Origin of the sequence: Methyloversatilis thermotolerans (assembly GCF_000372885.1) — a bacterium.
Classification (GTDB): Bacteria; Pseudomonadota; Gammaproteobacteria; order Burkholderiales; family Rhodocyclaceae; genus Methyloversatilis; species Methyloversatilis thermotolerans.
In genome coordinates, this window is record NZ_KB889967.1 from 3,781,417 (window position 1) to 3,799,082 (window position 17,666).

The window sequence follows — 17,666 nt, forward strand, 5'->3', positions numbered from 1 at the left end:
CGTGGATCAGGGGTAGAACACGTAGAGCCGGTAACCGCCGGCGCCCGTGTCGGTCGGGTCGACCCGCACACTCACGCTGCGTTCCGAACGGGCGGTGAACTTTTCGTTGCGCAGCGGGGCCGGCAGGTAATCGGCGGGCGCCAGCACGCGGCGCACGACGACGCGGTCCTGCGCATCGGTCAGCGTCAATTCGAGGTGAGGCCAGTCCTGCGCGTATTCCGCGGCGTTGCGCAGCAGTGCGCGCAACTGCAGCAGCGGTGGCTGGTCCGGCAGCGGATTCAGTTCGGACGATTCGATGCTCAGCAGGTCGATGCGGCGCGGTGGCGCGATCGAACAGCCCAGAAGGTCGCAGGCGCGCTGCAGGGCGGGCTGCAAGGCCGGCTGTGCGAGCGCCAGTTCGCTGCGCCAGAGGTAGGCGAGCTGGGCCGGTATCAGCAGCAGGCACAGCAGCGCGCCGGTTCCCCAGGCCCATGTGGCGGCCCGGCTGCGTCGGGTGGATGCGTCCGGTCCGTACAGTTCCTCGCGGATGCGCCGCACTGCCGGGTCGCTGACCGGTTCGAGAAGCGGCGCGCTGTCCAGCAGCGGATCCGGTCGCGGCGGCGCGGTGGCGGCGCCCTCACCCCCGGACGATTCATCCGCTTCGCCATCCGGTGGCGCGGGGCTGGCGGCGCTGGCGTCGGCAGTGCTGTCCCCGCCCGCCGTTTCCACGACCGGAGGTGCCATGGCGTCCGCCCCGGCGGGCGCGGTCGCGTCGGCTTCGGCCAGCCGCTCTTCCCAGCGCAGTGTCGTGCGTTCGACCAGGCGCTCCATGGATGTGTCGGCAACGCTGACCGGCCCGGGCTCGGGGGGCGCATCGGCGCGCACCGCCGCTGCGCTGTCGTCTTCGATCCTGGCGAGCGGTGCCGCCAGCAGATCGAGCCGTGCCGGCGGCGTCGCATCCGGGAGCGGTGTCGGCGCAGGCTCGTGCAGCGGTGCCGGAGCGCGTTCGGGCGCAGGCAAGGACGCTGTGGCGGCCGGGACCGTGCTGCCAGGCGGCAGGGCGTCCGGCGCGATCAGCGGCAGTTCGACCATGGCGTCGAGCGCGTCGAACACGGCATGACAGCGACCGCATCGCACCCGGCCCTCGCGCGCCCGCAACTGCACCGTATCGACGCGGAACACCGTGGCGCAGGACGGGCAGCGGGTGAGCATCAGGTCCGCGTCCCGGTCAGCAGCACCCAGCCCTCACGCTCGCCGGCAACCTCCAGTTCGAAGGCGGGTCGGTAGGCTGTGCGCACCATGTCGGTCTGGGCAGCGAGAATGCCGGACAGCGCGATGCGTCCGCCGCTGCGTGTCAGGCTGCACAGCAGCGGCGCCAGCACGGTGAGCGGATTGGCCAGGATGTTGGCGACCACGATGTCCGCGGTGTGCGCGATGGTCTGGCTTGAATGCAGCAGTTCCAGCGTTGCGCCATTGCGTTCGGCGTTGTAGCGCGCTGCATCCATCGCGTGTGGATCGATGTCGGTGCCGGTCACCCGGGCGGCGCCCAGCATCGCCGCTGCCAGCGCCAGGATGCCCGACCCGCAGCCGTAGTCGATCACGGTTTCGCCGCCAGCGATCACGCGGTCCAGCCATTCCAGACACAGCCGCGTGGTGGGGTGCGAGCCGGTGCCGAAGGCCATGCCCGGGTCGAGCGTGATGTTGATCGCATCCGGGTCCGGGCGGACATGCCAGGATGGCACGATCCACAGCCGTTGCGACACGCGGATGGGGTCGAACTGCGCCTGCGTGATGCGCACCCAGTTCTGTTCGTCGAGCTGCGAGGTCGTGTAAGGCGGTGGCGAAGTGAGTCCCGCCTGTTCGGCCGCGCTGGCCATTGCGGTGGCGTGGTCGGCGTCGCGCTCGAACAGCGCATGCAGTCGCGAGTGCGGCCACAGCTCGACCGCCACCGGCATGCCGGGTTCGCCGAACTGCGGCTTCTCGTCCGGCGTTCCGGCATCGGCATCCTCGATGTCGACCGACAAAGCGCCCGCTTCCAGCAAGGCATCCGACAGCGCCTCGGCGTATGCCGAATCGGCCAGCAGCGTGACCGTGATCCAGCCGCTGCCGGAACCGCCGTCGCTCATTTCGCCTTGGCCGCTTCCTGAGCGGCGAGCTTCTGTTCGAGATAGTGGATGCTGGTGCCGCCATCCATGAAGCGGGCGTCGTGCATCAGCTCCTGATGCAGCGGGATATTGGTCTTGATGCCGCTGACGATCATTTCCGACAGCGCGATGCGCATGCGGCGTATCGCCTGATCTCGCGTGTCGCCGTACGTGATCACCTTGCCTATCATGGAGTCGTAGTGAGGCGGCACCGTATAGCCCTGATATACATGCGAGTCGACGCGCACGCCGGGACCGCCCGGCGGGTGGTAGCCGGTGATCTTGCCCGGACTGGGCGTGAATTTGTACGGGTCCTCGGCATTGATGCGGCACTCGATCGCGTGGCCGGTGAGCTTGATGTCGCGTTGCTTGAAGCGCAGCTTTTCGCCGGCGGCGACACGGATCTGTTCCTGCACCAGGTCGATGCCCGTGATCAGTTCGGTCACCGGATGTTCGACCTGGATGCGCGTGTTCATTTCGATGAAATAGAACTCGCCGTTCTCGTACAGGAACTCGAAGGTGCCGGCGCCACGGTACTTGATGCGGCGGCACGCTTCAGCACAGCGCTCGCCCACACGCTGGATCAGCCGTGCCGGGATGCCGGGCGCCGGTGCTTCCTCGATGATCTTCTGGTGGCGACGCTGCATGGAACAGTCGCGTTCGCCCAGGTAGACCGCATTGCCATGCGCGTCGGCCAGCACCTGGATTTCCACATGGCGCGGGTTCTCGAGGAACTTTTCCATGTAGACGGCCGGGTTGTTGAAGGCCGCGCCGGCTTCGGTCCGCGTCATCTGTACCGCGTTGATCAGCGCCGCCTCGGTGTGCACCGTGCGCATGCCGCGCCCGCCGCCGCCGCCGGCCGCCTTGATGATGACCGGATAGCCGATGGCGCGTGCGATGCGCACGATTTCTTTCGGATCGTCGCCCAGCGCGCCCTCGGAGCCGGGCACGCAGGGCACGCCAGCCGCCTTCATCGCGTCCTTGGCCGATACCTTGTCGCCCATCAGCGTGATGGTTTCGGGACGCGGACCGATGAACACGAAGCCGCTGCGCTCGACCCGTTCGGCGAAGTCGGCGTTCTCCGACAGGAAGCCGTAGCCGGGGTGGATGGCTTCGGCGTCGGTCACCTCTGCTGCGGAAATGATGGCTGGAATATTGAGATAGGACTGGCCCGAGGGGGCCGGCCCGATGCACACCGATTCATCGGCCAGACGGACGTATTTGGCTTCGGTATCCGCTTCCGAGTGCACGGCCACCGTGCGTATGCCCAGCTCGCGGCAGGCACGCAGGATGCGCAGCGCAATCTCGCCGCGGTTCGCGATCAGTATCTTTCCGAACATGGGGTGCGCGCTCAGCCTATGATGAACAGCGGCTGGCCGTATTCGACCGGCTGGCCATTCTCGACCAGGATGGCTTTCACGACGCCGGTGGCGTCGGATTCGATCTCGTTCATCAGCTTCATCGCCTCGATGATGCACAGCGTGTCACCCGTCGATACCGACTGGCCGACATCGACGAAGGGCTTGCCGCCCGGCGAAGACGAACGGTAGAAGCTGCCCACCATGGGCGACTTGACGACATGACCTTCCGGCAGCGCGGGCTCGGCCGAAGCCGGCACCGAGGGCGCCGCCGCGGTGGTGATCGCTGCGGCGGGAGCCGGTGCGGCGATGTAGTGGGTCTGGCCCGCCGGAGCGGCAAGATGCTTGGCGATGCGCACCTTTTCCTCGCCCTCGGTCACCTCCAGTTCGGAAATGCCCGATTCCTGGACCAGGTCGATCAGTTTCTTGAGTTTGCGCAAATCCATGGTTGTGTAACCCCCGCTGATGCCGGCATCAGTGTGCCGACCGTTGTTTATTTTTGGGCTTCGAGATGGCGCAGCGCGAAATCGAGCGCCGCTTCGTAGCCATAGGCGCCGAGCCCGCACACCACGCCGGTGGCGAGATCGGAAAAGTAAGAGTGATGCCGGAACGCCTCCCGCGCGTGGACGTTGGACAGATGGACTTCCACGAAGGGAATGCTCACGGCGGCCAGCGCATCCCGCATGGCCACGCTGGTATGCGTGTAGGCGGCCGGATTGATCACGATGAAGCGGACGCCTTCCCCTCGTGCCTGCTGGATGCGGGTGACCAGTTCGCCTTCGTGATTGCTCTGGAAGCACTCCAGCATGACGCCAGCGGCCAGAGCCTGTACTTTCAGGCGCGCGTCGATGTCGGCAAGCGTGGTCCGGCCGTAGATATCCGGTTCGCGCGTGCCGAGAAGATTGAGATTGGGGCCGTGCAGCACAAGGATGCGATGCGTGTCTGCAGTCGCATCCTGCGCCGCGGGCTGACTGGCCGGTTTGGTCGCCTTGCGGCGCGTTGTGGGCTGCATGCCTGCAAGTTTGCCGGAATTCGCGTCAGATTGTCCAGCCGCGGAAGATCGGCGAACGTGCAGGCAAGAGCCGTTCAACCGGCGTGGCGCGCGAGCAGGGCCGCCAGTTCGGCTTCCTTGTAGGTGCCCAGTTTCCGCTCCAGGATGCGGCCATCGCGCCCGACGATGACGGTGAAGGGCATGGCCTGCTGCGCATTGCCCAGATCGGCGGACAATTGGATCGCGTCCGCACCGCCGATCAGCAGCGGGTAGTCGACCGGCGTCTGCTGCTGGAAAGCGCGCACATTGTCCGCATTATCGATGCTGATGCCGACGAACTGCACGCCTTGCGCCGCGTACTTGCCGGCCATGCGCGAAAAAAGCGGCATTTCCTCGCGGCAGGGCGCGCACCAGGTGGCCCAGAAATTGACCACCAGCAGCTTGCCGCGCCAGTCCGAGAACGGCATGGGTTGCCCGCGGGCGTCGGCCAGCTTCATCTGCTCCAGCCTCGCCCTGCCGTCCACGGTGGGGGCTGCATCCGGCTCCGGGCGTTGCCCGAACCACAGGCCGGCGACCCCCGCCGCGACGATGACTGCAGCCGCCAGCAGGCGGCCGGTCCATGGCTTCATTCGGTTTCCTCTTCCGTATCCAGCAGGGCACGCAGGGATTCCGCGCGCATGCGCTCGCGACCCCTCGAGCGCTCAAGACCTGCCGGATAGACGGCGAGTTCAACGGGAAGGTCGTCCCAGTCGAAAAGCAGCGTGGTTTCCGGGCTGTTGCGATCCGGCCGCCGCGGCTGGCGGCAATCGAAATCCACGCCCTGGTTGAGCAGGAACAGTTCGACGTCCTTCGCGCTGTCCGCGAACACCTGCAGTTCTATCGCGGAAAAGCGGCCGGCCGTGCCATCGACCACGCCGCCGGTGGCATACGGGCGGAAGCGATCCAGTTCGGCCATCAGTTCGATCGCGGCACTGCGCAGGATGCGCAACTGTTCCGGCTGTTCGTCGGCGAAGTAGATGGCCTGGTAGTCCCTCACCGCCTCTTCGATCTCGGCGTTGGTGGGCAGCTCTTCGTTGGGGCCGACGCCGAGCTGGCGTGCGGCCTTTCGCTTTGCCAGTCCATAGTCGCGGAGACCTTCTTCCGCGATCAGGCGCGCCGCTGCACTGGCGATCTGGCGTCTGATGTTGCTGGGGCGCATGTCGGGTCGCGCGGGGGCGATTGATAGAATCCTCGGCCATTCTGTCACAGAGCCTGTCCATGCACATTCACATCCTCGGCATCTGCGGAACCTTCATGGGCGGTATCGCGGCGCTGGCGCGCGAAGCAGGCCATCGCGTGACCGGGTGCGACGCCAATGTCTATCCGCCGATGAGTACCCAGCTTACGCACCTGGGCATAGATCTGATCGAGGGCTACGATCCGTCGCAGATCGCGCTGACGCCCGACATCTACGTCGTCGGCAATGCGGTGTCGCGCGGCAATCCGCTGCTCGAGGAAATCCTGGATCGTGGCCTGCCCTATGTGTCCGGTCCGCAGTGGCTGGCCGACCATGTGCTGGCCGGCCGCTGGGTGCTCGCCGTTGCCGGTACGCACGGCAAGACGACCACCACATCGATGCTGGCCTGGATGCTGGAGGCGGCCGGCCTGAAACCGGGCTTCCTGATCGGTGGCGTGCCGCTGGATTTCGGCGTGTCGGCGCGCCTGGGCGAGGCGCCCTTCTTCGTGATCGAAGCCGACGAGTACGACACCGCCTTCTGCGACAAACGATCGAAATTCGTCCATTACCGTCCGCGCACCGCCATCCTGAACAACCTGGAATTCGATCACGCGGACATCTTTCCTGACCTTGCCGCCATCGAAACGCAGTTCCACCACCTGGTGCGCACCATGCCCCGCATCGGCCGGGTGATCGCCAATGCGTCTTCGGAAGCCCTGCATCGGGTGCTGCAGCGCGGCTTGTGGAGCGAGCTCGAGTGGTTCGACGGCGAACCGGGCTGGCAGGTGCAGGGTACCGCGGCGGCGCTGTCGGTGCGCGCGCCGGATGGAGGTCTTGTTTCGGGCCGGCTGGACATGCCCGGGCGGCACAATGCGAACAATGCGCTGGCCGCCATGCTGGCCGCCCGCCATGCCGGCGTGCGCCCGGAGCAGGCGCTGGCATCGCTGGCGCAGTTCCGCGGCATACGCCGCCGGCTGGAGCGCGTCGGTGAGCGGGCCGGCATTGTCGTGTATGACGATTTCGCCCACCACCCGACCGCGATCGAGGAAACCGTCGCGGCTCTGCGGTCCGCCGTGGGCGATGCGCGCATCGTCGCTGTGATCGAACCGCGCTCCAACACCATGAAGCTCGGGACCATGAAGGCGCGCCTGCCGGCGGCGCTGGCCGGTGCGGACATCAGCTACTGCCTCGGCGGCCCGGCGCTCGGCTGGGATGCCGCCGAGGTGCTCGCCTCCCTGGGCGCGCGCGCGCATGTCGAGCCGTCGGTGGACCAGTTGCTGAACGCGCTGCTGCGGGGCCTGAAGCCGGGCGATCATGTGCTGGTGATGAGCAACGGCGGTTTCGGGGGAATACACAAACGGCTTCTGGATGCGCTTTCGTCGAGCTGACCGGATGCATGCGTGTGGTGCGCAGCAATATTGATCAGCACTCCGTTGCTGTGCTAGCGTTGGTCCCAATCGGCCCGTGAGAAGCCGTGTCTAGGGGGAGAAATCACTTCCAGGGCATAAAGTGATGTCCGCAGTGCTCAGCCGTTCCAGCGAGTTCTGTGTAGTCGCGCGACGAAACTGCTCCATGTCGCCGCGCGCGCTGCTGCTGTTCTTCCTGGTGACGGCCGTGCTGTCCCTGATTGTTGCAACATCCTGGGCTCTTGCCGGTGCGTGGTGGGTGCTTCCGTTCGCGGGAGTCGAAGTCGGTGCGCTGGGTTGTGCCTTCATCGCTTTCGGTCGTCGTGTCGGCGATTACGAACGCATTCATCTCGATGACAACGTTCTGCTTGTCGAGGTGTGCGAACGCAATCGCGTCAGCCGGCAAGAATTCGTGCCTTCATGGACGAAGATCGAGATGCGACGGGTGGGTCCGGGTTCTGAAGTTGTAGTGCGCTGCCGCGACCGCGAGGTCGTGGTAGGGCGGTATCTCGATGAACGCAACCGCGAGTTGCTGGTGCGGGAGCTGTCCTCGAGATTGCAGCAGCGTCGGTTTTAAAGAAAAAAACCGCGGTTTCAGAACACAACATTCATCTGGGGTTGCATATGGCGCTTTATAGAGGTGGCTCGTCCATCGCCCGTCGGGCATGGGTGGGATCGGGGCTGTTCCTGTCTGCTGGCCTGGCCCGGGCCGAAATGCGATTCAATCTTCAGCAGCCGATCACCGAGCTCGGACAGACGGTGTATGACCTGCACCTGTTGATGACCATAGTCTGTGGCGTCATATTCGTCGCGGTATTCGGTGTCATGTTCTGGTCGGTGTTCGTACATCGCAAGTCCGCGGGCTACAAGGCAGCGACCTTCCACGAAAGCACCACGGTCGAAATCCTCTGGACCATCGTTCCCGTCTTCATCCTGCTCGGCATGGCATGGCCCGCCACCAAGACCATCCTGGCGATGCGGGATACCAGCAGCCCCGACATCACGATCAAGGCCACCGGCTATCAGTGGAAGTGGGGCTATGACTACCTGAAGGGCGAGGGTGAAGGCATCAGCTTCACCAGCAATCTGTCCACACCGCAGCCGCAGATACGCAACGAGGCGGGCAAGGGTGAGAACTACCTGCTCGAGGTCGATAACGAGCTGGTGGTGCCGGTGGGCAAGAAGGTGCGCATCCTGACTACCGCCAACGACGTGATCCACGCATGGTGGGTGCCCGCGCTGGCGGTCAAGCAGGATGCCATACCCGGTTTCATCCGCGACACCTGGTTCCGCGCCGAACAGACCGGCGTGTTCAGGGGGCAGTGTGCCGAGCTGTGCGGCAAGGATCACGGCTACATGCCGGTGGTCGTGCGCGTGGTGACGCAGGACGAATATGTAGATTGGGTCGGCAAGAAGAAGGCGGAGCTGGCGGCTGCCGCGGATGATCCGAACAAGATGTATACGGTCGAGGAACTGGCGCCGCGCGGCGAAAAGATTTTCGCTGCCAACTGCGCTGCCTGTCATCAGGCCAACGGACAGGGCCTGCCGCCGGCCTTTCCGGCGCTGGATGGCTCCAAGGTCGTGCTGGGACCGCAGGACGGTCAGATCGATGTGCTGCTGCACGGTAGGCAGGGCACGGCGATGGCGTCGTTCAAGCACCTGAGCGACACCGAAATTGCGGCGGTCATCACCTACACTCGCAATAGCTGGAGCAACAATACCGGCGAGGTGGTGCAGCCGTCCGACATCAAGATGGCGCGCGAAGAATAGGCGGCCCCTCCGGGCGTTCAGTCACTTTTCAGATTTCGAGGAGATTCCAATGGCTGCGATTCCGGGCGGTGCCGATCACGCGCACGACCACGGTCACGACCACCACCCCGGCGGCATCATGCGCTGGGTGACCACAACCAACCACAAGGACATCGGTTCGATGTACCTGTGGTTCAGTTTCGCGATGTTCATCGTCGGCGGCATCATGGCGCTGGTCATCCGCGCCGAGCTGTTCCAGCCCGGTCTGCAGGTGGTCGACCCCGACCGCTTCAACCAGATGACCACGCTGCACGGCCTGATCATGGTGTTCGGTGCCATCATGCCGGCCTTCGTCGGCTTCGCGAACTGGATGATTCCGCTCATGATCGGTGCCTCCGACATGGCGTTCGCGCGCATGAACAACTGGTCGTTCTGGCTGCTGCCACCGGCCGCCATCCTGCTGACGACCTCGCTGCTGGTGCCGGGCGGTGCCGCTGCATCGGGCTGGACCCTGTATCCGCCGCTGACGGTACAGATGGGCATCGGCATGGACATGGCCATCTTCGCGGTGCACATCCTGGGCATCTCGTCGATCATGGGGTCGATCAACATCGTCACCACGATCCTGAACATGCGCGCGCCGGGCATGACGCTGATGAAGATGCCGCTGTTCTGCTGGACCTGGCTCATCACCGCCTACCTGGTCATCGCCGTGATGCCGGTGCTGGCGGGTGCGGTGACCATGATCCTGACCGACCGCCACTTCGGAACCAGCTTTTTCAATGCCGCAGGGGGCGGCGATCCGGTGCTGTACCAGCACATCTTCTGGTTCTTCGGCCACCCCGAGGTGTACATCATTGCCATTCCGGCCTTCGGCGTCGTGTCGCAGGTGATTCCCGCCTTCTCGCGCAAGCCGCTGTTCGGCTATGCGTCCATGGTTTACGCGACCTCGTCCATCGCCATCCTGTCTTTCATTGTGTGGGCGCACCACATGTACACGGTGGGCATGCCGGTGGCCGGCCAGCTCTACTTCATGTTCGCCACCATGCTGATCGCGGTGCCGACCGGTGTGAAGGTGTTCAACTGGGTGGCGACCATGTGGCGCGGTTCGCTCAGCTTCGAAACACCGATGCTGTTCTCCATCGGCTTCCTGTTCCTGTTCACGCTGGGCGGTTTTTCGGGACTGGTGCTGTCGATGACAGCGGTGGATGTGCAACTGCACGACAGCTATTACGTCGTGGCGCATTTCCATTACGTGATGGTGGCCGGTGCGCTGTTCTCGGCCTATGCCGGCGCCTACTACTGGCTGCCCAAATGGACCGGCCACATGTATGACGAAAAGCTGGGCAAGCTGCACTTCTGGCTGTCCATCATCTTCTTCAACATGACCTTCTTCGTTCAGCACTTCCTGGGGTTGGCCGGCATGCCGCGACGCATCCCGGATTATTCGCTGCAGTTCGCCGAGTTCAACATGATTTCGTCCATCGGTGCCTTCGGTTTCGGGCTGTCGCAACTGGTGTTCCTAGTTGTGGTGCTGAAGTGCCTTAAGGGTGGCGAGAAAGCGCCGGCCAAACCGTGGGACGGTGCGGAGGGACTGGAATGGACCGTGCCGTCGCCTGCACCACACCACACCTTCGAAACGCCGCCGGTGCTGAAGTGATCACCGGGGCGGAACGAATGGACGAGGAACTGCGCCGGCGCAACCTGCGTACCGCCCTGTGGCTTGGTGCCACGGCGGTCGCGGTGTTCGTCGCCTTCGTCGCGCGCTACGGGATGTCCGGACAATGAGCGAAGCGGGTGTCGGCGTTACCGAGCAGCGCAACCGTTCGACACTCGCGCGGCTGGTGGTGTCGGCCTGCCTCATGTTCGGCTTCGGTTACGCGCTGGTACCGTTCTACGAAAAGCTCTGTCAGGTGCTCGACGTAAACAACCTGAACAAGCAGGAGGGCGCACTGCCGGCCAATACCCAGGTCGATGCATCGCGCAGCGTCACCGTGGAATTCGACGCCAACCTTCATCGCCTGCCGTGGAGCTTCCGTCCGGTGACGCCGGCGACCACCGTGCATCCGGGCCAGATCGTGACCATCGAGTACGAAATCACGAACACCCGGGATGCCGCGGTGACCGGTCAGGCCATACCGAGCTACACGCCGTCGGCAGCGATGCAGTACTTCCAGAAGCTCGAGTGTTTCTGTTTCAAGCAGCAGACGCTGGCCCCCGGGGAAACGCGACGCATGCCGGTCGCCTTCCTGGTGTCGCCGTCACTGCCCAAGGATATCGGCACCATCACGCTCTCATACACCTTCTTCGAGGTGCCGGGAGCGAGTGCCGCTGCGACGCCCGTCCGGCCGGCAGGAGGCGGGTGAGCGCGGTGGCCGGTTTCGTCAGGAATGTGGTGACGGTGTTGTCCGCCTTCGTCGGCATACGCAGAAAGCAGGATCACGACGAGGCCGCCGCATCACTGACGCCGCTGCAGGTCATCGTCACCGGGGTGCTGCTCGCGGCTGCCTTCGTGGCGATCTTGATTCTGGGTGTGAGGATTCTGATCCGGATTGCTTGAGTCACCAACCGTAAGGAAAAGGATAATGAGCTCGCAAACGCCACAGCAAGCCCCGTATTACTACGTACCCGCTCCATCGACCTATCCCATCACGGGCTCGGTCGCGCTCTTCCTGTTCGCGCTGGGATCCGTGCTCACGATGAACAAGCTGGCGGGAGGGCCCTATGTGCTGGGCGCCGGTCTGCTTGTCCTGTTCTACATGATGTTCAGCTGGTTCGGCAAAGTCGCGCACGAATCCGAGGCCGGGCTCTACAGCAAGCGCGTCGGGCTGTCCTTCCGCTGGAGCATGGGCTGGTTCATCTTTTCCGAGGTGATGTTCTTCGCTGCGTTCTTCGGCGCGCTGTTCTACGCCCGTGTGCTGGCCATGCCGGATCTCGCCAGTCTTGAGAACCAGGCGCTGTTGTGGCCGAACGCAAATGCCGTCTGGCCGAATGCGGGGCCGGCCTATGACGGGGACCCGTTCACGCCCATGGGGGCATGGGGCATCCCTGCAATCAACACCTTGCTGCTGCTGACTTCGGGGGTCACGCTGACCTGGGCGCATCACGGATTGCTGCACAACCGCCGCGGGCAGCTCAAGCTGGGACTGTTCCTGACGATTGCGCTCGGTGTCGTGTTCCTGGCTCTGCAGGTGTACGAATACATGCATGCCTACTCGGAGCTGAATGTCAAGCTCACCACCGGGATTTTCGGTTCAGTGTTCTATATGTTGACCGGTTTCCACGGTTTTCATGTCACTATTGGTGCAACCATGCTGATCGTGATACTGTGCCGCGTCTTTGCGGGGCATTTCACGCCCGACAACCACTTCGCTTTTGAGGCCGTCGCGTGGTACTGGCACTTCGTCGACGTGGTCTGGCTGCTGCTGTTCGTTGTCGTATACTGGATTTGATCGAGGGTCAAAACGGGATCTGCGAGGAGGAGAGTGGGCCGAGGAAGATAAGAGCCCTTATAAAATAAACGCTCAGCGCCACACATCGTGTGGCGCTTTTTTTTATCTGTCCATCAGGACCGCACAGGTCGCTTGCGCGCAATGCGCAATCGCCATTGCGCGGGGTCCGGCAGCACCGTTCGCTGCGGTGTCCGGTGTCGACGGTCAGAGCTTGCCGGTGATGAAGCCGAAGCGGTATCCGGCCATCAGCAGCATGAACAGCGTCATCGACAGGCCGACGCGTATCGCCAGCGAGCGCAACATGCGGCTTGAGTTTCCTGTGTCGCGGAACAGGAAGAACAGCGCCGATCCCAGGCTGCCGATGACCAGCAGCAACATCGCGATGACGACGAAACGCATCGTTTCCTCCTCTCCTTGCAGACCTTGTCGTGCGACCCGGCGCGCCTCTGCGCGACCGTGCTTCGCCACCGGTCCGGTTGTGCGCTGCGACAGGTGTTATTGCGCAGATCCATGTACTGTCGACCTGTCTTCGACAACGACAGTGTATCCCCACGGATCTGAATGTGATGTTGAAGTTCGAGTGTGCCAGCCGTTCATTCGAGATCCGACCGTTACCCGCGCTCGCCTGTCTCGTCGTCATCGCGCTCACCCTGTCGGCGGCGCGCTGGCAGACCGCTCGTGCCCATTACAAGCAGTCCCTGTCGGATGCCTATCAGGCGAATCAGAATGCGCCGGTCCGCGTGCTTTCACCCGGTACCCCCGACATGCCGGATGAGTTTTCGAGGGTCAGTCTCACGGGTCACTGGCGCAGCGACTGGCTCATCTATGCCGACAACCAGGTCAGATCCGGGCGACCGGGCTTCGCCATCTTCATGCCGCTGTGTGCAGCGAGCGGCTGCGTGCTCGTTTCGCGCGGCTGGCTTCCGCAGCGGACAAGGCGCGACGAGTTGCCGCCGGTGAAGACACCGACCGATGAAGTGACCGTCGAAGGGCGGGTAGGCAACGGCCGACCCAGGTTCGTCGAACTGTCGCCAGAATCGATGCAGGGCCGCGTGTGGCAGAACGTGACGGTCGATCGCGTGGCCGCCGTGTCGGGGCTGGTGCTGTCACCCTTCATCGTGGTGCGCAGCGACCCGTCGGACGACGGTCTGCTGCGCGATACCGCCGAGCCCGATTTCGGCATCGACAAGCACTGGATGTATGCCGTGCAGTGGTATGGGTTCGCCATCGTCACGCTGGTGTTCGGGCTGTATGCCGCGATGAGGAAGAAGGGAGGTTCCGCGTGAAGGGAAGGAAGGTGCTGTGGGGCATCGCGCTGGTGTGCGTGCTCCCCGTCGTTGCATCGTATGTGCTGTACTTCCTGTGGCGGCCTGACAGCACGACCAACTATGGTCAGTTGCTCGATCCGCGCCCCCTCCCGGCAGAGCGGTTGACGACGGTGGACGGTCAGCCCTTCGATTTCTCGAGCGTCAAGGGGCGGTGGGTGCTGGTGCTGGCCGAAGGCGCATCGTGCGACGCGGAATGCGAACAGGCGCTGTATTTCATCCGTCAGGTACGCAAGGCGCAGGGCGAGCATCAGGCGCGTATCGAACGGGTGTGGCTGCTGACCGACGCGGCCACCCCGAGGCGCGAACTGCTGGGCGCGATCGATGGCACTTACGTCGTCCGCGCCGCGGGATCGGCCACCGTCGCCTTGTTCGACGCGCAGCGAGATGACCATTCGGCCATTCATCTCGTTGACCCGCTGGGCCAGGTCATGATGCGCTATCCGGAGCAGCCGGATCCCAAGAAGATGATCAAGGACTTCCAGCGCCTGATGAAATATTCGAGGTTGGGCTGATGATTGCCTATCGACGCCTGCTGCTCGCCACCATTGCGATGACCTTCTGCCTCATCGTACTGGGTGCCTACGTGAGATTGTCGGATGCCGGACTGGGCTGTCCGGACTGGCCGGGATGCTACGGCCAGGTTTCGGTCATCCACGCGTCCGAACACATATCGGCGGCGCAGGAAGCCAACCCTCACGGTCCGGTCACCTTTGCCAAGGCGTGGAAGGAAATGATCCACCGCTATTTCGCCGGCGTCGTCGGCCTGTGCATCGTCGGTATCGCGGTGCTGGCGTGGCGCCACCGGCAGGAGCGCGGAAGCTCGCCGCTGCTCGCCACGCTGTTGGTCGGAGTGCTCGTCGTGCAGGCCCTGTTCGGCAAATGGACGGTCACCATGCTGCTGAAGCCGGCCATCGTGACCGGTCACCTGCTCGGCGGTCTGACCGTGCTGTCCCTGCTCGTATGGCTCTACGCGCGGACTCAGCGTCCGTGGCGACAGGCGGTCAGCCCGGGTCTGAAGCTGGCGGCCGCGGCCGCTTTCCTGGTGCTGGGCATGCAGGTGACCCTGGGCGGCTGGGTCAGTACCAATTACGCGGCACTCGCCTGTACCGATCTGCCGACCTGTCACGGCGAATGGGTGCCGGACATGGATGTCCGCAACGGTTTTCATGTCGTGCGCGAACTGGGCATGAGCCCGGAAGGCGACACGCTGGACATGACGGCGCTGACTGCCATCCACTGGATGCATCGCGTCGGCGCCGTGATCACGCTCCTCGTGCTCGGATCCTTCGCGGTCGCGCTGATCCGTGCCGGTCAGGCGGGCGCCGGCGGCATGCTGCTCCTGTTGCTGGGCACGCAGATCGCGCTGGGTGCCGCCAATGTATTGCTGAGCCTGCCGTTGCCGCTGGCGGCGGCTCACAATGGGGGCGCCGCTGCCCTCGTCGTCATGATGGTATTGATCAACTACAAGGCACGCACATCAGCGCAGCCACGACTGGCAGGAGTGTTCCATGAAAGCACTGCGGCTTGACGTTCATCCACTTTCGCTCAAGTTCTCGAATTACCTGCAGCTGACCAAGCCGCGGGTCGTGTCCTTGATCGTGTTCTGTGCGGTCATCGGCATGTTCCTCGCGATTCCTTCCGGCCTGCCGGACATGGCGGTCGTGTGCGCGGCCACTCTCGGCATCGCGCTGGTGGCGGGCGCTGCCGCCGCGGTGAACTGTCTGGTGGAACAGAAGATCGATGCGCTGATGGCGCGCACCCGCGCGCGTCCGCTGCCGCGTGGCGAAGTGAATTCGCTGGAGACGCTGCTCCTGTCGGGCGTGGTCGGCGGGGCCGGCCTGTCGCTGCTCTACCACTGGGTGAATCCGCTGACCATGTGGCTCACCCTGGCGACCTTCATCGGCTATGCCGTCATCTACACCGTGTTCCTGAAGCCCGCGACACCACAGAACATCGTGATCGGCGGCGCATCCGGCGCGATGCCGCCGGTACTCGGCTGGGCGGCAGTGACCGGCGAGGTGTCGTCGGATGCGCTGCTGCTTTTCCTCATCATCTTCGCATGGACGCCGCCGCACTTCTGGGCGCTGGCCCTGTACCGCACCCAGGAATACGCCCGCGCCGGCCTGCCCATGCTGCCGGTCACGCACGGCTCCGAGTACACGCGGCTGCAGGTATTCCTGTACACGCTCATCCTGTTCGCGGTCACCCTGCTGCCGTTCGCGTCACGCATGAGCGGCCCGTTCTATCTGCTGTCCGCCGTGCTGCTGTCGGGTACCTTCGTCACTTACGGCTGGCGGCTCATGCATCATTATTCGGATGCGCTCGCACGCCGTACCTTCCGCTTCTCGCTGTGGCATCTTTCGCTGCTGTTTGCGGCCCTGCTGATCGATCACTACCTGCCTTCATGAAGCGACGTTCCATCCTTGCCGCCCTGTCTGCCGGTGCTGCCCTCGTCCTCCTGTCCGGCTGCAGCCAGGGCGGTCCGACCTTCCATGGCGTCGATGTCACCGGCGCCGACTACGGAAAGGGCTTCGCGCTGACCGATCACACCGGCGCGCCGCGCACGCTGGCCGATTACCGCGGCAAGGTGGTCACCCTGTTCTTCGGCTTCACGCATTGCCCGGATGTCTGTCCGACCAGTCTCGCCACCATGCATCAGGCGATGACCCTGCTGGGCCCGGATGCTGAACGCGTGCAGGTGCTGTTCGTCACGCTCGATCCGGCGCGCGACACGACGACGCTGCTTGCCGACTATGTTCCGCGCTTCGATCCGTCCTTCGTCGGCCTGCGCGGCGATGCCGCGACCACTGCGGCGGTGGCCAAGGACTACAAGGTGTTCTTCCAGAAGGTCGAGGGCACGACTCCGGACAGCTATACGCTGGACCACTCGGCGGGTACCTTTGTGCATGATGCGCAGGGCCGCCTGCGGCTGTTCATACGCCACGGCGAAACGCCTCAGCACATCGCCGACGACCTGAAGGCGCTGCTGGCGCAGGGGTGATCCAGGGGCCGGATCAGGTGGGAGCGGCAACAAAAAAGCGACCCGGAGGTCGCTTTTTTGTTGTCCGGCGTCAGCTCAGGCCGCCATGCCCAGCATCTTCTGCATCGATGCCTTCATCTTCTGCATCGCCTTGGCTTCGATCTGGCGTATGCGCTCGGCCGACACGCCATATTCGGCCGCCAGTTCATGCAGGGTGGCGGCTTCGCCGTCCTGCACCAGCCAGCGACGCTGCACGATGGCGCGACTGCGATCATCGAGCTGGGCCAGCGCATCGTGCAGACCTTCTTCCTGCAGACGGCTGGTCTGCTTCGCCTCCATCACCTCGAGCGGTTCGGCGGCCGTGTCCGCCAGCCAGTGAATGGGGGCGAGACGTGCGCTGTCGCGCTCCTCGTCCTCGTTGCTGCCTTCCAGTGCGACGTCCTGACCGGTCAGACGGGTTTCCATCTCGACCACTTCTTCCGGCTTCACGCCCAGGGTGCGTGCAACTTCCTGCACCTCGGCCGGATTCAGCGTGCCGCTGCTCTGCTTGAGGCTGCGCAGATTGAAGAACAGCTTGCGCTGTGCCTTGGTGGTGGCCACCTTGACCAGACGCCAGTTGCGCAGGATGTATTCGTGGATTTCCGCCTTGATCCAGTGGATGGCAAAGGACACCAGGCGCACGCCCCGGTCCGGATCGAAGCGCTTCACCGCCTTCATCAGGCCGATATTGCCTTCCTGGATCAGATCCGCGTGCGGCAGGCCGTAACCCAGGTAGCCACGCGCGATCGCAATCACCAGGCGCAGGTGGGACATCACCAGAGAACGCGCGGCTTCGAGGTCCTGTTCATCGCGGAAACGGCGTGCCAGCGACTGTTCCTGCTCTTCGCTGAGCAGCGGAACGCGGTTGGCGGCCTGGATGTAGCTGTCGATATTGCCCAGCGCACCCGGCGCCGGCAGATTGGGAACCATCAGAGCATGGGTCATGATTCATTCCTCCCTTGAGGGGCAAGATTAGCACTCTGCGGGTTTGAGTGCTAATGGTCCTGTGGGTTCATTGCGTTGC

At 64.2% G+C, this 17,666-nt stretch carries 22 protein-coding genes; 13 read left to right on the forward strand and 9 right to left on the reverse strand.

Annotated features, from left to right (window positions below):
- Positions 1–6: 6 nt before the first annotated feature.
- The 7 genes from A3Q7_RS0117195 to A3Q7_RS0117225 all read right to left on the reverse strand — a co-directional run bounded on the left by A3Q7_RS0117195 (position 7) and on the right by A3Q7_RS0117225 (position 5,670).
- Positions 7–1,191 (reverse strand): DUF3426 domain-containing protein, encoded by a 1,185-nt coding sequence (locus A3Q7_RS0117195; RefSeq protein WP_018413153.1) that lies wholly within the window; start codon positions 1,189–1,191, stop codon positions 7–9.
- Positions 1,191–2,105, reverse strand: a complete 915-nt coding sequence (gene prmA, locus A3Q7_RS0117200) for a 50S ribosomal protein L11 methyltransferase (protein WP_018413154.1) — start codon at positions 2,103–2,105, stop codon at positions 1,191–1,193. Before prmA ends, A3Q7_RS0117195 begins: the two co-directional genes overlap by 1 nt.
- On the reverse strand, positions 2,102–3,463 hold the full coding sequence (gene accC, locus A3Q7_RS0117205) for an acetyl-CoA carboxylase biotin carboxylase subunit (protein ID WP_018413155.1): 1,362 nt from the start codon (positions 3,461–3,463) through the stop codon (positions 2,102–2,104). The genes prmA and accC overlap by 4 nt, the downstream gene beginning before the upstream one ends.
- An 11-nt stretch (positions 3,464–3,474) precedes the next feature.
- Positions 3,475–3,927 (reverse strand): acetyl-CoA carboxylase biotin carboxyl carrier protein, encoded by a 453-nt coding sequence (gene accB, locus A3Q7_RS0117210; protein WP_018413156.1) that lies wholly within the window; start codon positions 3,925–3,927, stop codon positions 3,475–3,477.
- A 47-nt stretch (positions 3,928–3,974) separates the two neighbouring features.
- A complete protein-coding gene (gene aroQ / locus A3Q7_RS0117215; RefSeq protein WP_018413157.1) occupies positions 3,975–4,493 on the reverse strand; it encodes a type II 3-dehydroquinate dehydratase in 519 nt (172 codons plus the stop codon).
- A gap of 74 nt (positions 4,494–4,567) precedes the next feature.
- On the reverse strand, positions 4,568–5,101 hold the full coding sequence (locus A3Q7_RS0117220) for a TlpA disulfide reductase family protein (protein WP_018413158.1): 534 nt from the start codon (positions 5,099–5,101) through the stop codon (positions 4,568–4,570).
- On the reverse strand, positions 5,098–5,670 hold the full coding sequence (locus A3Q7_RS0117225) for a hypothetical protein (protein ID WP_018413159.1): 573 nt from the start codon (positions 5,668–5,670) through the stop codon (positions 5,098–5,100). The genes A3Q7_RS0117220 and A3Q7_RS0117225 overlap by 4 nt, the downstream gene beginning before the upstream one ends.
- A gap of 59 nt (positions 5,671–5,729) precedes the next feature.
- On the opposite strand from A3Q7_RS0117225, the gene mpl reads away from it, so the two are divergent.
- From mpl to A3Q7_RS0117265, 8 genes are all read left to right on the forward strand, one after another.
- Positions 5,730–7,076 (forward strand): UDP-N-acetylmuramate:L-alanyl-gamma-D-glutamyl-meso-diaminopimelate ligase, encoded by a 1,347-nt coding sequence (gene mpl / locus A3Q7_RS0117230; RefSeq protein ID WP_018413160.1) that lies wholly within the window; start codon positions 5,730–5,732, stop codon positions 7,074–7,076.
- Positions 7,077–7,200: 124 nt separating this feature from the next.
- Positions 7,201–7,671 (forward strand): DUF2244 domain-containing protein, encoded by a 471-nt coding sequence (locus A3Q7_RS0117235; RefSeq protein WP_269745090.1) that lies wholly within the window; start codon positions 7,201–7,203, stop codon positions 7,669–7,671.
- A gap of 137 nt (positions 7,672–7,808) precedes the next feature.
- Positions 7,809–8,864 (forward strand): cytochrome c oxidase subunit II, encoded by a 1,056-nt coding sequence (coxB, locus tag A3Q7_RS0117240; protein ID WP_018413162.1) that lies wholly within the window; start codon positions 7,809–7,811, stop codon positions 8,862–8,864.
- A gap of 49 nt (positions 8,865–8,913) precedes the next feature.
- Entirely contained in the window at positions 8,914–10,503 is a 1,590-nt protein-coding gene (ctaD, locus tag A3Q7_RS0117245) for a cytochrome c oxidase subunit I (RefSeq protein WP_018413163.1), read from the forward strand.
- Positions 10,504–10,520: 17 nt separating this feature from the next.
- Positions 10,521–10,631, forward strand: a complete 111-nt coding sequence (locus A3Q7_RS21215) for a cytochrome oxidase small assembly protein (RefSeq protein ID WP_018413164.1) — start codon at positions 10,521–10,523, stop codon at positions 10,629–10,631.
- The gene (locus A3Q7_RS0117255; protein ID WP_018413165.1) at positions 10,628–11,209 is read left to right on the forward strand and encodes a cytochrome c oxidase assembly protein; all 582 of its coding nucleotides are present in this window, start codon (positions 10,628–10,630) and stop codon (positions 11,207–11,209) included. Before A3Q7_RS21215 ends, A3Q7_RS0117255 begins: the two co-directional genes overlap by 4 nt.
- Positions 11,206–11,403 carry a DUF2970 domain-containing protein gene (locus tag A3Q7_RS0117260; protein WP_018413166.1) on the forward strand — a complete coding sequence of 66 codons (198 nt, stop codon included), beginning with the start codon at positions 11,206–11,208 and terminating at the stop codon, positions 11,401–11,403. Before A3Q7_RS0117255 ends, A3Q7_RS0117260 begins: the two co-directional genes overlap by 4 nt.
- A 25-nt stretch (positions 11,404–11,428) precedes the next feature.
- Positions 11,429–12,295 carry a cytochrome c oxidase subunit 3 gene (locus tag A3Q7_RS0117265; RefSeq protein WP_018413167.1) on the forward strand — a complete coding sequence of 289 codons (867 nt, stop codon included), beginning with the start codon at positions 11,429–11,431 and terminating at the stop codon, positions 12,293–12,295.
- A gap of 204 nt (positions 12,296–12,499) precedes the next feature.
- On the opposite strand, the gene A3Q7_RS0117270 is transcribed toward A3Q7_RS0117265, so the two are convergent.
- Positions 12,500–12,694 (reverse strand): twin transmembrane helix small protein, encoded by a 195-nt coding sequence (locus tag A3Q7_RS0117270; RefSeq protein WP_018413168.1) that lies wholly within the window; start codon positions 12,692–12,694, stop codon positions 12,500–12,502.
- Between the two features lie 167 nt (positions 12,695–12,861).
- Between A3Q7_RS0117270 and A3Q7_RS0117275 the strand changes: the two genes are divergently transcribed.
- The 5 genes from A3Q7_RS0117275 to A3Q7_RS0117295 are packed head-to-tail and all read left to right on the forward strand — an operon-like array spanning position 12,862 to position 16,624.
- Positions 12,862–13,581, forward strand: a complete 720-nt coding sequence (locus tag A3Q7_RS0117275) for an SURF1 family protein (protein WP_018413169.1) — start codon at positions 12,862–12,864, stop codon at positions 13,579–13,581.
- Positions 13,578–14,135 carry an SCO family protein gene (locus tag A3Q7_RS0117280; protein WP_018413170.1) on the forward strand — a complete coding sequence of 186 codons (558 nt, stop codon included), beginning with the start codon at positions 13,578–13,580 and terminating at the stop codon, positions 14,133–14,135. Before A3Q7_RS0117275 ends, A3Q7_RS0117280 begins: the two co-directional genes overlap by 4 nt.
- A complete protein-coding gene (locus A3Q7_RS0117285) occupies positions 14,135–15,151 on the forward strand; it encodes a COX15/CtaA family protein (protein WP_018413171.1) in 1,017 nt (338 codons plus the stop codon). The genes A3Q7_RS0117280 and A3Q7_RS0117285 overlap by 1 nt, the downstream gene beginning before the upstream one ends.
- On the forward strand, positions 15,132–16,031 hold the full coding sequence (gene cyoE, locus A3Q7_RS0117290) for a heme o synthase (RefSeq protein ID WP_018413172.1): 900 nt from the start codon (positions 15,132–15,134) through the stop codon (positions 16,029–16,031). Before A3Q7_RS0117285 ends, cyoE begins: the two co-directional genes overlap by 20 nt.
- Positions 16,028–16,624, forward strand: coding sequence for an SCO family protein (locus tag A3Q7_RS0117295; protein ID WP_018413173.1), 597 nt, complete (start codon positions 16,028–16,030; stop codon positions 16,622–16,624). Before cyoE ends, A3Q7_RS0117295 begins: the two co-directional genes overlap by 4 nt.
- 75 nt (positions 16,625–16,699) lie before the next feature.
- Here the strand turns inward: A3Q7_RS0117295 and rpoH are convergent, their stop codons facing one another.
- Positions 16,700–17,587 (reverse strand): RNA polymerase sigma factor RpoH, encoded by an 888-nt coding sequence (rpoH, locus tag A3Q7_RS0117300; RefSeq protein WP_018413174.1) that lies wholly within the window; start codon positions 17,585–17,587, stop codon positions 16,700–16,702.
- Positions 17,588–17,666: the final 79 nt, after the last annotated feature.

Excerpts from the sequence above, each read along its gene's own strand:
- A3Q7_RS0117255 (WP_018413165.1), top strand. The coding sequence starts at position 10,628 with ATGAGCGAAGCGGGTGTCGGCGTTACCGAGCAGCGCAACCGTTCGACA.
- A3Q7_RS0117275 (WP_018413169.1), top strand. The coding sequence starts at position 12,862 with ATGTTGAAGTTCGAGTGTGCCAGCCGTTCATTCGAGATCCGACCGTTA.
- A3Q7_RS0117235 (WP_269745090.1), top strand. The coding sequence starts at position 7,201 with ATGTCCGCAGTGCTCAGCCGTTCCAGCGAGTTCTGTGTAGTCGCGCGA.
- A3Q7_RS0117220 (WP_018413158.1), bottom strand. The coding sequence starts at position 5,101 with ATGAAGCCATGGACCGGCCGCCTGCTGGCGGCTGCAGTCATCGTCGCG.
- ctaD (WP_018413163.1), top strand. The coding sequence starts at position 8,914 with ATGGCTGCGATTCCGGGCGGTGCCGATCACGCGCACGACCACGGTCAC.
- accC (WP_018413155.1), bottom strand. The coding sequence starts at position 3,463 with ATGTTCGGAAAGATACTGATCGCGAACCGCGGCGAGATTGCGCTGCGC.
- accB (WP_018413156.1), bottom strand. The coding sequence starts at position 3,927 with ATGGATTTGCGCAAACTCAAGAAACTGATCGACCTGGTCCAGGAATCG.
- cyoE (WP_018413172.1), top strand. The coding sequence starts at position 15,132 with ATGAAAGCACTGCGGCTTGACGTTCATCCACTTTCGCTCAAGTTCTCG.
- A3Q7_RS0117285 (WP_018413171.1), top strand. The coding sequence starts at position 14,135 with ATGATTGCCTATCGACGCCTGCTGCTCGCCACCATTGCGATGACCTTC.
- A3Q7_RS0117295 (WP_018413173.1), top strand. The coding sequence starts at position 16,028 with ATGAAGCGACGTTCCATCCTTGCCGCCCTGTCTGCCGGTGCTGCCCTC.
- mpl (WP_018413160.1), top strand. The coding sequence starts at position 5,730 with ATGCACATTCACATCCTCGGCATCTGCGGAACCTTCATGGGCGGTATC.
- prmA (WP_018413154.1), bottom strand. The coding sequence starts at position 2,105 with ATGAGCGACGGCGGTTCCGGCAGCGGCTGGATCACGGTCACGCTGCTG.
- rpoH (WP_018413174.1), bottom strand. The coding sequence starts at position 17,587 with ATGACCCATGCTCTGATGGTTCCCAATCTGCCGGCGCCGGGTGCGCTG.
- A3Q7_RS0117195 (WP_018413153.1), bottom strand. The coding sequence starts at position 1,191 with ATGCTCACCCGCTGCCCGTCCTGCGCCACGGTGTTCCGCGTCGATACG.
- coxB (WP_018413162.1), top strand. The coding sequence starts at position 7,809 with ATGCGATTCAATCTTCAGCAGCCGATCACCGAGCTCGGACAGACGGTG.
- A3Q7_RS0117225 (WP_018413159.1), bottom strand. The coding sequence starts at position 5,670 with ATGCGCCCCAGCAACATCAGACGCCAGATCGCCAGTGCAGCGGCGCGC.
- A3Q7_RS21215 (WP_018413164.1), top strand. The coding sequence starts at position 10,521 with ATGGACGAGGAACTGCGCCGGCGCAACCTGCGTACCGCCCTGTGGCTT.
- A3Q7_RS0117265 (WP_018413167.1), top strand. The coding sequence starts at position 11,429 with ATGAGCTCGCAAACGCCACAGCAAGCCCCGTATTACTACGTACCCGCT.
- aroQ (WP_018413157.1), bottom strand. The coding sequence starts at position 4,493 with ATGCAGCCCACAACGCGCCGCAAGGCGACCAAACCGGCCAGTCAGCCC.
- A3Q7_RS0117270 (WP_018413168.1), bottom strand. The coding sequence starts at position 12,694 with ATGCGTTTCGTCGTCATCGCGATGTTGCTGCTGGTCATCGGCAGCCTG.